This window comes from Streptomyces sp. CNS606 (assembly GCF_000426325.1).
On the sequence record NZ_AUFD01000010.1, the window covers coordinates 221083 to 233652 of the forward strand.

General features: G+C 71.9%; 15 protein-coding genes and 3 tRNA genes. 5 read left to right on the forward strand and 13 right to left on the reverse strand.

Annotated features, from left to right (window positions below; genetic code table 11):
* Positions 1 to 12: 12 nt before the first annotated feature.
* The 5 genes from rplA to K304_RS0108620 form a co-directional block, all read right to left on the reverse strand.
* On the reverse strand, positions 13 to 735 hold the full coding sequence (gene rplA, locus K304_RS0108600; protein ID WP_027763407.1) for a 50S ribosomal protein L1: 723 nt from the start codon (positions 733 to 735) through the stop codon (positions 13 to 15).
* 76 nt (positions 736 to 811) lie between these two features.
* Entirely contained in the window at positions 812 to 1246 is a 435-nt protein-coding gene (gene rplK / locus K304_RS0108605; RefSeq protein ID WP_027763408.1) for a 50S ribosomal protein L11, read from the reverse strand.
* Positions 1247 to 1434: 188 nt separating this feature from the next.
* The gene (nusG, locus tag K304_RS0108610; protein WP_027763409.1) at positions 1435 to 2316 is read right to left on the reverse strand and encodes a transcription termination/antitermination protein NusG; all 882 of its coding nucleotides are present in this window, start codon (positions 2314 to 2316) and stop codon (positions 1435 to 1437) included.
* Positions 2317 to 2455: 139 nt separating this feature from the next.
* Positions 2456 to 2734, reverse strand: coding sequence for a preprotein translocase subunit SecE (gene secE / locus K304_RS0108615; RefSeq protein WP_027763410.1), 279 nt, complete (start codon positions 2732 to 2734; stop codon positions 2456 to 2458).
* A 110-nt stretch (positions 2735 to 2844) separates the two neighbouring features.
* A tRNA-Trp gene (locus tag K304_RS0108620) sits at positions 2845 to 2917 on the reverse strand.
* 203 nt (positions 2918 to 3120) lie between these two features.
* On the opposite strand from K304_RS0108620, the gene K304_RS0108625 reads away from it, so the two are divergent.
* Both K304_RS0108625 and K304_RS0108630 read left to right on the forward strand, forming a co-directional pair.
* On the forward strand, positions 3121 to 4359 hold the full coding sequence (locus tag K304_RS0108625) for a pyridoxal phosphate-dependent aminotransferase (protein WP_027763411.1): 1239 nt from the start codon (positions 3121 to 3123) through the stop codon (positions 4357 to 4359).
* Between the two features lie 105 nt (positions 4360 to 4464).
* Positions 4465 to 5487, forward strand: coding sequence for an adenosine deaminase (locus tag K304_RS0108630; protein ID WP_027763412.1), 1023 nt, complete (start codon positions 4465 to 4467; stop codon positions 5485 to 5487).
* A 39-nt stretch (positions 5488 to 5526) separates the two neighbouring features.
* On the opposite strand, the gene K304_RS0108635 is transcribed toward K304_RS0108630, so the two are convergent.
* The 6 genes from K304_RS0108635 to K304_RS0108660 all read right to left on the reverse strand — a co-directional run bounded on the left by K304_RS0108635 (position 5527) and on the right by K304_RS0108660 (position 8132).
* Entirely contained in the window at positions 5527 to 6603 is a 1077-nt protein-coding gene (locus K304_RS0108635) for a UDP-N-acetylmuramate dehydrogenase (RefSeq protein ID WP_078528797.1), read from the reverse strand.
* A gap of 59 nt (positions 6604 to 6662) precedes the next feature.
* A complete protein-coding gene (locus K304_RS0108640) occupies positions 6663 to 7097 on the reverse strand; it encodes a MaoC family dehydratase (protein ID WP_027763414.1) in 435 nt (144 codons plus the stop codon).
* A gap of 8 nt (positions 7098 to 7105) precedes the next feature.
* Entirely contained in the window at positions 7106 to 7558 is a 453-nt protein-coding gene (locus K304_RS0108645; RefSeq protein ID WP_027763415.1) for a MaoC family dehydratase N-terminal domain-containing protein, read from the reverse strand.
* A gap of 119 nt (positions 7559 to 7677) precedes the next feature.
* Entirely contained in the window at positions 7678 to 7842 is a 165-nt protein-coding gene (gene rpmG, locus K304_RS0108650; protein WP_018834916.1) for a 50S ribosomal protein L33, read from the reverse strand.
* Between the two features lie 90 nt (positions 7843 to 7932).
* A tRNA-Met gene (locus K304_RS0108655) sits at positions 7933 to 8005 on the reverse strand.
* Between the two features lie 54 nt (positions 8006 to 8059).
* Positions 8060 to 8132: transfer RNA gene (locus tag K304_RS0108660), tRNA-Thr, on the reverse strand.
* Between the two features lie 215 nt (positions 8133 to 8347).
* On the opposite strand from K304_RS0108660, the gene K304_RS0108665 reads away from it, so the two are divergent.
* Both K304_RS0108665 and K304_RS0108670 read left to right on the forward strand, forming a co-directional pair.
* Positions 8348 to 9658 (forward strand): hydrolase, encoded by a 1311-nt coding sequence (locus K304_RS0108665; protein ID WP_027763416.1) that lies wholly within the window; start codon positions 8348 to 8350, stop codon positions 9656 to 9658.
* Between the two features lie 42 nt (positions 9659 to 9700).
* Positions 9701 to 10366 carry an NAD(P)H-binding protein gene (locus K304_RS0108670; RefSeq protein ID WP_027763417.1) on the forward strand — a complete coding sequence of 222 codons (666 nt, stop codon included), beginning with the start codon at positions 9701 to 9703 and terminating at the stop codon, positions 10364 to 10366.
* 12 nt (positions 10367 to 10378) lie between these two features.
* On the opposite strand, the gene K304_RS0108675 is transcribed toward K304_RS0108670, so the two are convergent.
* Positions 10379 to 11038 (reverse strand): hypothetical protein, encoded by a 660-nt coding sequence (locus K304_RS0108675; protein WP_051308129.1) that lies wholly within the window; start codon positions 11036 to 11038, stop codon positions 10379 to 10381.
* 176 nt (positions 11039 to 11214) lie between these two features.
* Between K304_RS0108675 and K304_RS33945 the strand changes: the two genes are divergently transcribed.
* Positions 11215 to 11586, forward strand: coding sequence for a hypothetical protein (locus K304_RS33945; RefSeq protein ID WP_486591606.1), 372 nt, complete (start codon positions 11215 to 11217; stop codon positions 11584 to 11586).
* A 14-nt stretch (positions 11587 to 11600) separates the two neighbouring features.
* Here the strand turns inward: K304_RS33945 and K304_RS0108685 are convergent, their stop codons facing one another.
* Positions 11601 to 12065, reverse strand: a complete 465-nt coding sequence (locus K304_RS0108685; RefSeq protein WP_158687319.1) for a hypothetical protein — start codon at positions 12063 to 12065, stop codon at positions 11601 to 11603.
* Between the last annotated feature and the right edge of the window lie 505 nt (positions 12066 to 12570).

Sequence of the window (12570 nt, forward strand, 5' to 3'; positions counted from 1 at the left end):
GTGGCCGACGGCTCAGACGGCCGCCGGGTCCTCCTCGACGAGGAGGTTCTTGGTGCGGTTGGTGTCGACCGGGACACCGGGGCCCATCGTGGTGCTGATGGTGGTCTTCTTCACGTAACGGCCCTTGGCGGCCGACGGCTTGAGGCGGTGGATCTCGTCCAGCGCCGCGGCGTAGTTCTCCACGAGCTTGGCCTCGTCGAACGACGTCTTGCCGATGATGAAGTGGAGGTTGGAGTGCTTGTCCACCCGGAACTCGATCTTGCCGCCCTTGATCTCCGTGACGGCCTTGGCGACGTCCGGGGTGACGGTGCCGGTCTTCGGGTTCGGCATCAGGCCACGCGGACCGAGCACACGGCCGAGGCGGCCGACCTTGCCCATCAGGTCCGGGGTGGCGACGACGGAGTCGAAGTCCAGACGGCCCTTGGAGACCTCGTCGATCAGCTCGTCGGAGCCGACGATGTCGGCGCCGGCGGCTTCCGCGGCCGCAGCACGGTCACCGGTCGCGAAGACCAGGACCCGGGCGGTCTTGCCGGTGCCGTGCGGGAGGTTCACGGTGCCGCGGACCATCTGGTCGGCCTTGCGCGGGTCGACGCCCAGACGCATGGCGACCTCGACGGTCGCGTCGAACTTCACCGAGGAGGTCTCCTTGGCGAGCCGGACGGCCTCGAGCGGGGCGTAGAACTTCGCCCGGTCGACCTTGGCGTCCGCGCTGCGGAGAGTCTTGCTGCGCTTCACTGCTGCTCCTGCTGTCTCAGGTTCGGAGTCGTGGTGCGGGCCGCGCAGGCCCTTCCACGGGTGACGGATGGAGGGATCAGCCCTCGACGGTGACGCCCATGGAACGAGCGGTACCGGCGATGATCTTCTCCGCCTGGTCCAGGTCGTTCGCGTTCAGGTCCGGCATCTTGGTCGTGGCGATCTCGCGCACCTGGTCACGGGTGACCTTGCCGACCTTGTTGACGTGCGGCTCGCCGGAGCCCTTCTCGATGCCGGCGGCCTTGAGGATCATCTTCGCGGCCGGCGGCGTCTTGGTGATGAAGGTGAAGGAGCGGTCCTCGTAGACCGTGATCTCCACCGGGATGACCCAACCGCGCTGCGACTCGGTCGCGGCGTTGTAGGCCTTGCAGAACTCCATGATGTTGACGCCGTGCTGACCCAGCGCCGGGCCGACCGGCGGAGCCGGGTTGGCGGCACCGGCCTGGATCTGGAGCTTGATCAGCCCCGCGACCTTCTTCTTCTTGGGAGGCATGTTCTCTCCGGGTCCTGGTGAGAAGTGATTCGCGCCTCCGTCCGCGGCCGGGCCCGGACGAGCCCGTCAGCCGGATGGAGGCATACCGCACCACGATAGCGCCTACCGTGGCGAGCTCTGAAATCGGTGGGGGCGGACAGGCCCTGCAGGCCCGCCCGCCCCCACCCGAGGCATGGAATGCCGGAAGGTCAGTTCTTCTGGATCTGGTCGAAGCTGAGCTCGACCGGGGTCTCGCGGCCGAAGATCTCGACCAGACCCTTGACCTTCTTGGAGTCGGCGTTGATCTCGTTGATCGTGGCCTGGAGGGTCGCGAACGGGCCGTCGGTGACGGTGACGGAGTCGCCGACCTCGAAGTCCAGCACCTGGACCTCGACGCGGCGCCCGGCGCCCGCGACCGGCTTGCCCTCCTCGTCGGTGGCGGCGGCCTTCGCGGCCTTCTCCTCCGCCTCCGGGGCGAGCATCTTCACGATCTCGTCCAGCGTCAGCGGGTACGGGTCGTACGCGTTGCCGACGAAGCCGGTGACGCCCGGGGTGTTGCGGACGACGCCCCACGACTCGTTCGTCAGGTCCATGCGGACCAGCACGTAGCCGGGGAGCTTGTTCTGCTTCACCGTGCGGCGGTCGCCGTTCTTGATCTGGACGACCTCCTCCTGCGGCACTTCGGCCTGGAAGATGAAGTCCTCGACGTTGAGCGAGACGGCGCGCTGCTCGAGGTTGGTCTTCACGCGGTTCTCGTAGCCGGCGTAGGTGTGGATGACGTACCACTCGCCGGGCAGGAAGCGCAGTTCGTCACGGAGGGCGGCGACCGGGTCGACCGGCTCCTCTTCCTCCGCCTCGGCGGAGGCGTCCTCGGCGGACTCGGCGGTGTCGGCCTCGCCCTCGGCCTCGGCGGGCTCGTCCGCGTCCACGTCCGCAGCCGGCTCGGCAGCCTCGGTCGCTTCCTCGGCGGCGTCGACAACTGCCGCCTGGTCGACGCCGTCCGCCGTGGCGTCCGTCGCCTCGACGAGGTCGCGCGCGGAGTCGTCGCCCGTGGCGGGCTCGACGGCGTCGTTCAGGTTCGGGTCAGACACGGTGGCTGCTTCTTCCTGGCTTCGTGGGGTCGAACATGCGGTGGCCGCTGTCACGGCGACCGAGGGGGCGGGCACGCGTCAACGCGCCCTTCACGACTCAACGTACCCCTCGGCGGGCACTCACGGCCCTCCGCGAGGGTCAGCCGAAGACGAACTTGACGGCTTCGGTGAACCCATAGTCAAGCACGGTCACCAGAGCGATCATGATGACCACGAAGACGATCACCACGGTGGCGTAGGTGGAGAGCTGGTTCCGCGTGGGCCAGACGACCTTGCGCAGCTCCGCGATGATCTGCCGGTAGAAGAGAGCGAGGCGCGCCAGCGGGCCCTTCTTGCCACGCTTGCCACCGCGCCGGGGCTTGTCGTCCGAGGACCGTCCGGGCTCTGGGACCTCGGTGGTGTCCGTGATCTCCGTCACTAGTCCTCACCTTGATCCGGATCGTTGCCCTGCGGCGCACGGGCCGGCCGCACGGCGGTGCAGTTCGAGTACGTACTGAAAAAGCACACACCATGTGGTGATGTGTGTAGCAGGGCCGGAGGGACTTGAACCCCCAACCGCTGGTTTTGGAGACCAGTGCTCTACCAATTGAGCTACGACCCTTTGTACCGCCCTCAACCTACCGCATCCGCGCCGGTGCACACAGTGCGCAGCGCTGAGCGATCGTTGAAGGCCGACGACGTAGGAGTGTACGTGTTCTGCGGCCCCCCGTCGAACACCGCCCACCGCGCACGGTCCGCGGCGGCGGCCGTGACCGGCTCCACACCTTGCTGCGGCGGGGCCGCCCGGTCTGCAACGATGACGGCATGACCGCTGCTACCCCTTCCGCACAGTCTCCCACCGCACGACGCGTGTCGGCCCGCATCGGGTCGATCTCCGAGTCCGCGACGCTCGCCGTGGACGCCAAGGCGAAGGCCCTCAAGGCCGCCGGACGCCCGGTGATCGGCTTCGGCGCGGGCGAGCCGGACTTCCCGACGCCCGACTACATCGTCGAGGCGGCGGTCGAGGCCTGCCGCGACCCGAAGAACCACCGCTACTCCCCGGCCGGCGGGCAGCCCGAGCTGAAGGCCGCGATCGTCGACAAGACGCTGCGCGACTCCGGGCGCCAGATCGAGGCGGCGAACGTCCTGGTGACCAACGGCGGCAAGCAGGCCATCTACGAGGCCTTCGCCGCGACCCTGGACCCGGGTGACGAGGTCATCGTGCCCGCGCCGTACTGGACCACCTACCCGGAGTCCATCCAGCTCGCGGGCGGCGTGCCGGTGCCGGTGGTCGCGGACGAGTCCAGCGGCTACCGGGTGTCCGTGGAGCAGCTGGAGGCGGCGCGCACCGAGCGCACCAAGATGGTGGTCTTCGTCTCCCCGTCGAACCCGACCGGCGCGGTCTACAGCCGGGAGCAGACGGAGGAGATCGGCCGCTGGGCCGCCGAGCACGGGCTGTGGGTGCTGACCGACGAGATCTACGAGCACCTGGTCTACGGCGACGCCGCGTTCACCTCGCTGCCCGTGGTGGTGCCGGAGCTGGCGGACAAGTGCATCGTGGTCAACGGCGTCGCCAAGACGTACGCCATGACCGGCTGGCGGGTCGGCTGGGTCGTCGGCCCCAAGGACGTCGTGAAGGCCGCGACGAACCTGCAGTCGCACGCCACCTCCAACGTGAGCAACGTCGCGCAGGTCGCGGCGATCGCCGCGCTCAGCGGTGACCTGGACGCCGTCACGATGATGCGCGAGGCCTTCGACCGCCGGCGCCGGACCATCGTGCGGATGTTGAACGAGATCGACGGCGTGCTCTGCCCCGAGCCGGAGGGCGCGTTCTACGCCTACCCGTCGGTCAAGGGCGTGCTGGGCAAGGAGATCCGCGGCAGGCGGCCCGCCACCTCGGTGGAACTGGCGGAGGTGATCCTGGAGGAGGTCGAGGTCGCCGTCGTGCCGGGCGAGGCCTTCGGCACCCCCGGCTACCTGCGGCTTTCGTACGCGCTCGGCGACGAGGACCTGGTCGAGGGCGTCTCGCGCATCCAGAAGCTGCTGGCCGAGGCACGCGACTGATCCCTGCCGGGAGGCGGGGCCGCGGCATGCGGTCGTGCTTTCGGGCAAGCCCCCGTCCGGGGAATCTGGTTCCGGGCGGGGGCTCGCGTGTAGCAGGATCGGGGGATGGCACGAGAGGTACGTTCGCTCCCCAAGGCCCATCTGCACCTGCACTTCACCGGTTCGATGCGGCCGTCCACGCTGCTGGAGCTCGCCGACAAGTACGGCGTCCACCTGCCGGAGGCGCTGCGGAGCGGCGAGCCGCCGAAGCTGCGGGCCACGGACGAACGCGGCTGGTTCCGTTTCCAGCGCCTCTACGACGCCGCCCGCTCCTGCCTGCGGGCGCCGGAGGACATCCAGCGGCTGGTGCGCGAGGCCGCCGAGGAGGACGTGCGGGACGGCTCGCGGTGGCTGGAGATCCAGGTCGACCCCACCTCGTACGCGCCGCGGCTGGGCGGGCTGATCCCGGCGCTGGAGATCATCCTCGACGCCGTCGACCGGGCGATGCGGGACACCGGCCTCGAGATCCGCGTGCTGGTCGCCGCGAACCGCATGAAGCACCCCCTGGACGCGCGTACGCTCGCCCGGCTGGCCGTCCGCTACCGGGACCGGGGCATCGTCGGCTTCGGCCTCTCCAACGACGAACGGCGGGGGTTCGCGCGCGACTTCGACCGTGCCTTCGCCATCGCCCGGGACGGCGGGCTGATCGCCGCGCCGCACGGGGGCGAGTTGTCGGGCCCGTCCAGCGTCCGGGACTGCCTGGACGACCTGCACGCCCTCCGCGTCGGCCACGGCGTCCGCGCGGCCGAGGACGCCCGGCTGCTGGGCCGGCTCGCCGATCGCGGGGTGACCTGCGAGGTGTGCCCGGCGTCCAACGTGGCGCTCGGGGTGTACGACAAGCCGGAGGACGTGCCGCTGCGGGCCCTGTGGGACGCGGGCGTGCCGATGGCGCTCGGCGCCGACGACCCGCTGCTCTTCGGCTCCCGGCTCGCCGCCCAGTACGAACTCGCCCGCGACGCCCACGCGTTCACCGACGAGGAGCTGGCGGAACTGGCGCGCCAGTCGGTGCGCGGTTCCGTCGCCCCGGAGGAGGTGCGGCGCGGGATGCTCGCCGACATCGACGCGTGGCTGGCGGCACCGGCCGGCTGACGTCGACGCCGGTGCCGCTACCGCTGCCGGACGGGCGCCTCAGAGGGCGCAGCCGACCGTCACGGGTTCGTTGACGAGCGTGACGCCGAAGGCGTCACGGACGCCCGTCCGCACCTCGCGCGCGAGGGCGAGCAGGTCGGCGGTCGTGGCGCGGCCCCGGTTGGTGAGGGCGAGGGTGTGCTTGCTGGAGATGCGTGCCGGGCCGTCGCCGTAGCCCTTGGTGAAGCCCGCCCGGTCGATCAGCCACGCGGCCGAGGTCTTGGTCCGGCCGTCGTCCGCGGGGAAGGCTGGCGGGGTGACGTCCGGCCCGAGCCGTTCGGCGACGCGGGCGAGGAAGGCGGCGTACTCGGCGTCGTCGAGGATCGGGTTGGTGAAGAAGGAGCCGGCCGACCAGGTGTCGTGGTCCTCCGGGTCCAGCACCATGCCCTTTCCGGCGCGGAGTTTGAGCACGGTCTCGCGGGCGGTGGCCGCCGGGACGCGTTCGCCGGGCTGGACGCCGAGCGCACGTGCCGTCTCGGCGTACTTCAACGGCGCGGACAGGCCGTCGGCGTCCTCCAGCGCGAACCGGACCCGCAGGACGACGAACCGCGTCGGGTCGGCCTTGAAGCGGCTGTGCCGGTAGGCGAAGCCGCACTCGGCGTTCGGGACGACGACGGTCTCGCGGGCGCGGCGGTCGTAGGCGACGACCTCGGTGACCGTGGCGGAGACCTCCTGGCCGTACGCGCCGACGTTCTGGATGGGCGTCGCGCCGGCCGAGCCCGGGATGCCCGCCAGGCATTCGACGCCGGCCAGGCCGGCCTCGACCGTGCGGGCCACAGCGTCCGACCAGTTCTCGCCGGCGGCGAGTTCGAGCCGCGTGCCCTCCAGGTGGAAGCCGCGGGTGGCGATGCGCAGGGCCGTGCCGGGAAAGCCCGCGTCGGCGACGACCAGGTTGCTGCCGCCGCCGACGATCAGCAGCGGCGTGCCGGAGTCGTCGGCCTCGCGCACCGCCGCCACCACCTCGTCGTCGGTGGTGGCGGTCAGCAGACGTGCGGCGGGGCCGCCGAGCCGGAAGGTGGTCAGCGGGGCCAGCGGGGCGTCGTGGAATTCCTGCACGCGCACAAGAGTACGTTCCACGCCCGAAACGCTTGCGTTCCGCGTGCGGCGGAGCGGTCCCCACAGGGAGACCGGGGCTCTCAGGCCAGGGCGACCACGGCGCGGGACATGCCCAGCACCTTCTGCCCGGCGGCCGTCACGGTCAGGTCGACGCGGACGGTGCGGGCCTCGTCGTCCAGCTTCGCGGCGACCTTGCCGGAGACCTCGATGTGCGCGCCCTCGCCGTCGTCCGGCACCACGACCGGCCTGGTGAAGCGCACCCCGTACTCGCGTACGGCGCCCGGGTCGCCGGCCCAGTCGGTGACCACGCGGGCGGCCTCGGCCATGGTGAACATGCCGTGCGCGATGACGTTCGGCAGGCCGACCTCGGTGGCGAACCGCTCGTTCCAGTGAATCGGGTTGAAGTCACCGGAGGCGCCCGCGTAGCGGACGAGCGTGTCGCGGGTCACCGGGAAGGTCTGCGCGGGCAGTTCGGTGCCGACCTCGACGTCGGCGTAGGCGATCGCAGCAGTCATCGTCTCGCTCAGCCTTCCTCGGCGGCGCGCGCCACCAGCTTCGTCCAGGCGGTCACCACGTGCGCGCCGGCCTCGTCGTGCACCTCGCCGCGCACGTCCAGGATGTCGTTGCCGGCCCTGGAGTTCACCGACTCGATGGTGGAGGTGACGGTCAGCAGGTCGCCGGCGCGTACGGGCCGGCTGTAGGCGAACCGCTGGTCGCCGTGCACCACCCGGTCGTAGTCCAGGCCCAGCTTCGGGTCCTGCACGACCTCGAACGCCGCCCGGTAGGTGAGGGAGAACACGAAGGTGGGCGGCGCGATCACGTCCGGGTGGCCCAGCTTCGCGGCCGCGTCCCGGTCGGTGTAGGCCGGGTTGGCGTCACCGATCGCCTCGGCGAACTCGCGGATCTTCTCCCGGCCGACCTCGTAGGGCCGGGAGGGCGGGTAGCTGCGTCCGACGAAGGACTGGTCGAGCGCCATGGGTCTCGGTCTCCTGAATCTCTGCCTGCCGCCGGGGCGGGAAGAACGAGGTGAGGCCGCCCCCGACGGGCAGGGGCGGCCTCACATGCGAAGTACGTCTGCGCGTCAGCGCGGGTACGTCAGCGCGTCTCGCGGTGCGCGGTGTGCGCGTTGCAGCGCGGGCAGTGCTTCTTCATCTCCATGCGGTCCGGGTTGTTACGCCGGTTCTTCTTGGTGATGTAGTTCCGCTCCTTGCACTCCACGCAGGCCAGCGTGATCTTCGGGCGGACGTCGGTGGCAGCCACGTGAGTGCTCCTTGACGGACGGGACGGGTTGAACGCAGAAAGAGTAGCCGACCGGAGGACCGAGCCCGCAATCGGCTACTGTCAGTGAAGTAGCGGCGACCGGACTTGAACCGGTGACACAACGATTATGAGCCGTTTGCTCTACCGACTGAGCTACGCCGCCGCGATGCGTTTCGACCTCCGCCCGGACGAACCGGACGACGGCCTCACACATCAGAGCCCCAAAACGGAATCGAACCGTTGACCTTCTCCTTACCATGGAGACGCTCTGCCGACTGAGCTATTGGGGCGAGCGGTGAAGACACTACACGGTCCCGGCTCGATACGTGAAATCCGTATCCGGGGCCGCGGTACCGCACAGCCGTAGTGCTCCTCCTGCCACCACGCCGGTACGACTATTCCGCTCCTCCGCTGCGTCTCCCGCTGCGCGCCGTACGCTCGTCACACGCCGGGCCACCGTGATCAGCTGCCGGCCCCTACCGCCGCCGCGACCGCTGGGGAGACGATGGGCGACAGCCAGACACCGGACCCCGAGGCCGGTTCCGGCTCCCCCGCCGACGGCTCCCGGCTGCTGCTGAGCGGCGCCCGCCTCGCCGACGGCCGGACCGTGGACGTCCGGCTCGGCGGCGGCCGCATCGAGGCCGTCGGCACCGCGGGCAGCCTCGCCGCCCCCACCGGAACCCGACCCGGCGTCCGCGTCGACCTGGGCGGATACCTGCTGCTGCCCGCTCCCGCAGAACCGCACGCCCACCACGACACCGCCCTGACCGCCGCGAGCGGCACCCCGGACACCCGGACCACGGAGGGCGGGACCACCGGCAGCGGGGCGCGCGCGGGCGGACCGCCGTCCGACGACGTCGAGGAGGTGCAGCGCCGCACCACCGAGGCGGCCCTGCTCCAGCTCGGCCACGGCGCCACCGCGCTGCGCAGCCATGTACGCATCGGCGACGTGGCCGGGCTGCGTTCCCTGGAGGCCGTGCTCCAGGCCCGCCGCAGCCTGCGTGGCCTCGCCGACCTCACCACCGTCGCCGTGCCCCGCCTCCTCACCGGACGCGCCGGCGAGGAGGAACTCGCGATGCTGCGCGACGCCCTGAAGATGGGCGCCACCGTCGTCGGCGGCTGCCCCGACCTCGACCCCGACCCGGGCGGCTACGTCGAGGCGGTCCTCACCGTCGCCGCCGAACACGGCTGCGCCGTGGACCTGCACACCGACGCCGCCGACCCGGCCCGGCTGGCCCGCCTCGCCGCCGCCGCGGGCGGCCTCCGCCCCGGCGTGACCCTCGGCCCGTGCGGCGGCCTCTCCCGGCTGCCGCACGAGGTCGCCACCCGCGCCGCCGACCAGCTCGCCGCCGCCGGGGTCACCGTGGTCGCGCTCCCCCAGGGCAGCTGCGCCGCCCTGGAGCACTCCGGCGTCGCGACCTCGGCGCCCGTACGGCTGCTGCGGGCGGCCGGCGTCCGCGTCGCGGCCGGCAGCGGGGCCCTGCGCGACGCCGCCAATCCGGTCGGCCGCGGCGACCCGCTGGAGGCCGCCTACCTGCTCGCCTCGCGCGGTGAAGCCGGCGCCGACGGCGCCTACCGCGCGGTCAGCTGCGACGCCCGCGCCGCCATGGGGCTGCCGGAAGTGCGCGTCGAAGCCGGATTCCCGGCCGAACTCCTCGCGGTGCGCGGCCAGGACGTCGCGGGCGCGCTGTCCCTGTCGTACAGCCGGATCGTCATCCACCGCGGCCGCGTGGTGGCACGCACCAGCGCGGTACGGGAGTACTGCGACTCCGCCGCCGCGGTGGAGCTCGACCTGCCGCGGCAGGCGCAGGGCTGACGCTCCGTCCGGCACGCCACCGGAGGGCGTACGGTCGGGGGCATGCGTACAGTCATCGCCGGTGGACACGGAAAGATCGCGCTGCGCCTGGAGGCGCTCCTCTCCGAGCGCGGCGACCGGGCCGTGGGCCTGATCCGCAACCCCGCCCACGCGGACGACGTGACGGCCACGGGTGCCGAACCCGCCGTCTGCGACCTGGAGTCGGCGACCGTGGACGAGGTCGCCCGCGCGCTGGAGGGCGCGGACGCGGCCGTCTTCGCGGCCGGAGCGGGCCCTGGCAGCGGAGCGGCCCGCAAGGAGACCGTCGACCGCGACGCGGCGATCCTGTTCGCCGACGCCGCCGCCCGCGCGGGCGTACGACGGTTCCTGGTCGTCTCCGCGATGCGCGTCGACGAGGAGCCGCCCGCCGACATGGACCCGGTCTTCGCCGCCTACCTGCGCGCCAAAGGCGCCGCCGACGCGGCCGTACGGGCACGTAGCGACCTGGACTGGACGATCCTGCGGCCCGGCCGCCTCACCGACGACCCCCCGACGGGCCGGGTCGCACTGTCCGCGCGCACAGGCCGCTCCGAGGTGCCGCGCGCGGACGTCGCCGCGGTGCTGGCCGCGCTGCTGGACGAGCCGCGCACGGCCGGTCTCACCCTGGAGCTGGTCTCCGGCGACACGACCGTCCCCGACGCGGTCGCCGCCGCCGTGTCCCGGCCCTGAACAGCCCTTGCGCTACAGGAGGGCGGCGATCTCGGCCGCCGTCCACCGCATCGCCGCCCCGGGCCGCCGCGCCAGGTGCGCGGCGATGCGGGCGGCCGGCCAGGCGTGCGACACCTGCAGCCCCGAGGCCAGCCATCGCAGGTACGCGGCCGCCGGCGGCCGCCACGCCACGTCGCCCATCCCCCACGGCGCGGTGAAGGTGAGCACCGGGCGCCCGTCCAGCGACCCGGGGCAGACCAGCGTCTCGTAGCAGCCCGGTCCCATCCGGGACCGGCCCTCCGCCAGCACCCCGGAGAGGTCCAGGTCCACCCCGGGCGGGCGGTGCATCTCCTGCGCCGCGATGTCGGAGAACTGCCGCGCGCTGATCAGATAGGCCCGGGCCGGCGTCTCACCGCGGGCGCCCGGGTCGTAGAAGGCCATACCTCCGGTCCACGCGGGCGACTCCAGCGCGAAGTACACCTGGCCCGGCAGCATGAGCGCTTCCGTGCGCGCGGGGTCCTGCGGCTGACGGCACCCCGGGTACGTCCGCCTGCCGCCCGGCGGCTTCCCGCCGCGCAGGTAGAAGCCGAGCCGCGTGTGGTGCAGGTTCGACCCGTAGGCCGCGTACCACACGTACTCGGTGCCGGCGCCCTCCGCCCGCCTCGGGCCGAGCCGCCGCAGCTGTCTGCTCATCCGTCCCCAGCGTAGGGCAGTGCCCGGGAAGGCTCACCGGCCCGCGACACATGGCACGGCCCCTCGCCGCGTTCTCGCATCGCCGCCGGCCGTCAGACATGCCGGTCCGGGCGATCCGTGGACACAATGGCGTCATGGCCGAATCACCGTCCACCTGTCCCGAGCCTCACGGCTCGATGCTGTCCGTATGGTCGAAGGACTCGGTGCTGTCGATCGGTTCGGTGGGGTCGGTCCTGTCGATCGGATCTGTCGGCTCCGCCCTCTGCGTCGGCTCGGTCGGGAGCACCCTGTCGGCCGGTTCGATCGGCTCTGCCCTGTCGCTGATCTCGGCCGGATCGTGGCTGAGCACAGGATCTGCGCTGTCCGCCCGATCCCGGTGGTCGGTGCTGTCCTGGGCCTCCTCGCGGGGCTTCCTGTCCGCTGGAGCCGTGGGCGCGGTGACCGGAATCGGCTTGGTCCTGGCCCGGACGGCCTGCGGGCCGCTTGCGGCAGGACGCCTTCAGCGGCCCATGGTGCGGGGCGGGCGGAAGCGTCACCCGGGCCCGTAGCCGGTCCCGTCCTTTCACCGGCTCCGGTTCTCCTCCGGCTTCCCTGCTTTGCGCCGCACGAAGGACCCGGCGCGAACCAGGCAACCGGCCGAGGCGACCGTCAGCAGCAGGGGGAAGAAGCCCCGCCCGACCGTCCCGAGAAGGCTGTCGTCCAGCGCCTCGTAGGTCCCCCAGGGGGCGCGACGGACTGGGACGACGTCGCCGTCGACTGCGGAGTACGAGCGCACCGTGGCCGGCCCGTCGCTCCTCTCCCCGCGACTGTTGACGAAAGTCCCCGCGCATTCGACGTAGGAGCCGCCCTTGCCTCCGCCGTGCTCGACGCACCGCGCGGCGACGATGTGTCCACCTTCGCCGAGGACGCCGAACCCTACGGCAGCCCGTACCCCGAGGAACGCCGCGAAGGTCAGGAGAACGAGGCCGAGGAACGCCCACGCGCCGGCAGCGGCGAAGCGATCCCTCGCGTCCTCTGCAGCGCTCACTGCGGTTTCAGCCCCCCTCTCGCATGCAACGGCCACCGCGTCGCTGTCGGTTGGCGCTGCGCAGAGAGCCATCCGGCGCCACTCCGCTGCCGTCGAGCCGACGAGCCGAGCCATCCGCGTGCCGGATCCGGGCGGGGACTCACGAGGAACAACGGTCGGCCAGGGTGATCTCACAAGAAACCGGCCCCTGACCGATTTCGCTGGTCAGGGGCCGGTTCACGGTCCTGTGGCGGCGCCAGGATTCGAACCTGGGAAGGCTGAGCCGGCAGATTTACAGAGGGCTGAGGTTGATGGCCCTGACCTGCGTATTCTCCACTCCCCTGCTCCCGTGGGGGACGCCTGGGGGATTGGAATTCAGTGCCTCCCCTCCGAGAACCGCCGATCTCAAGACGCAACGCCGAACGGGCGGGCAGGATGAGCCGAGGACCGCCAGACACCAACTGCGTGTCCAACGAGCCGGGTGCAGCACGAGGGGGCGCTATGGGGAACCAGGATGCACGGGAAG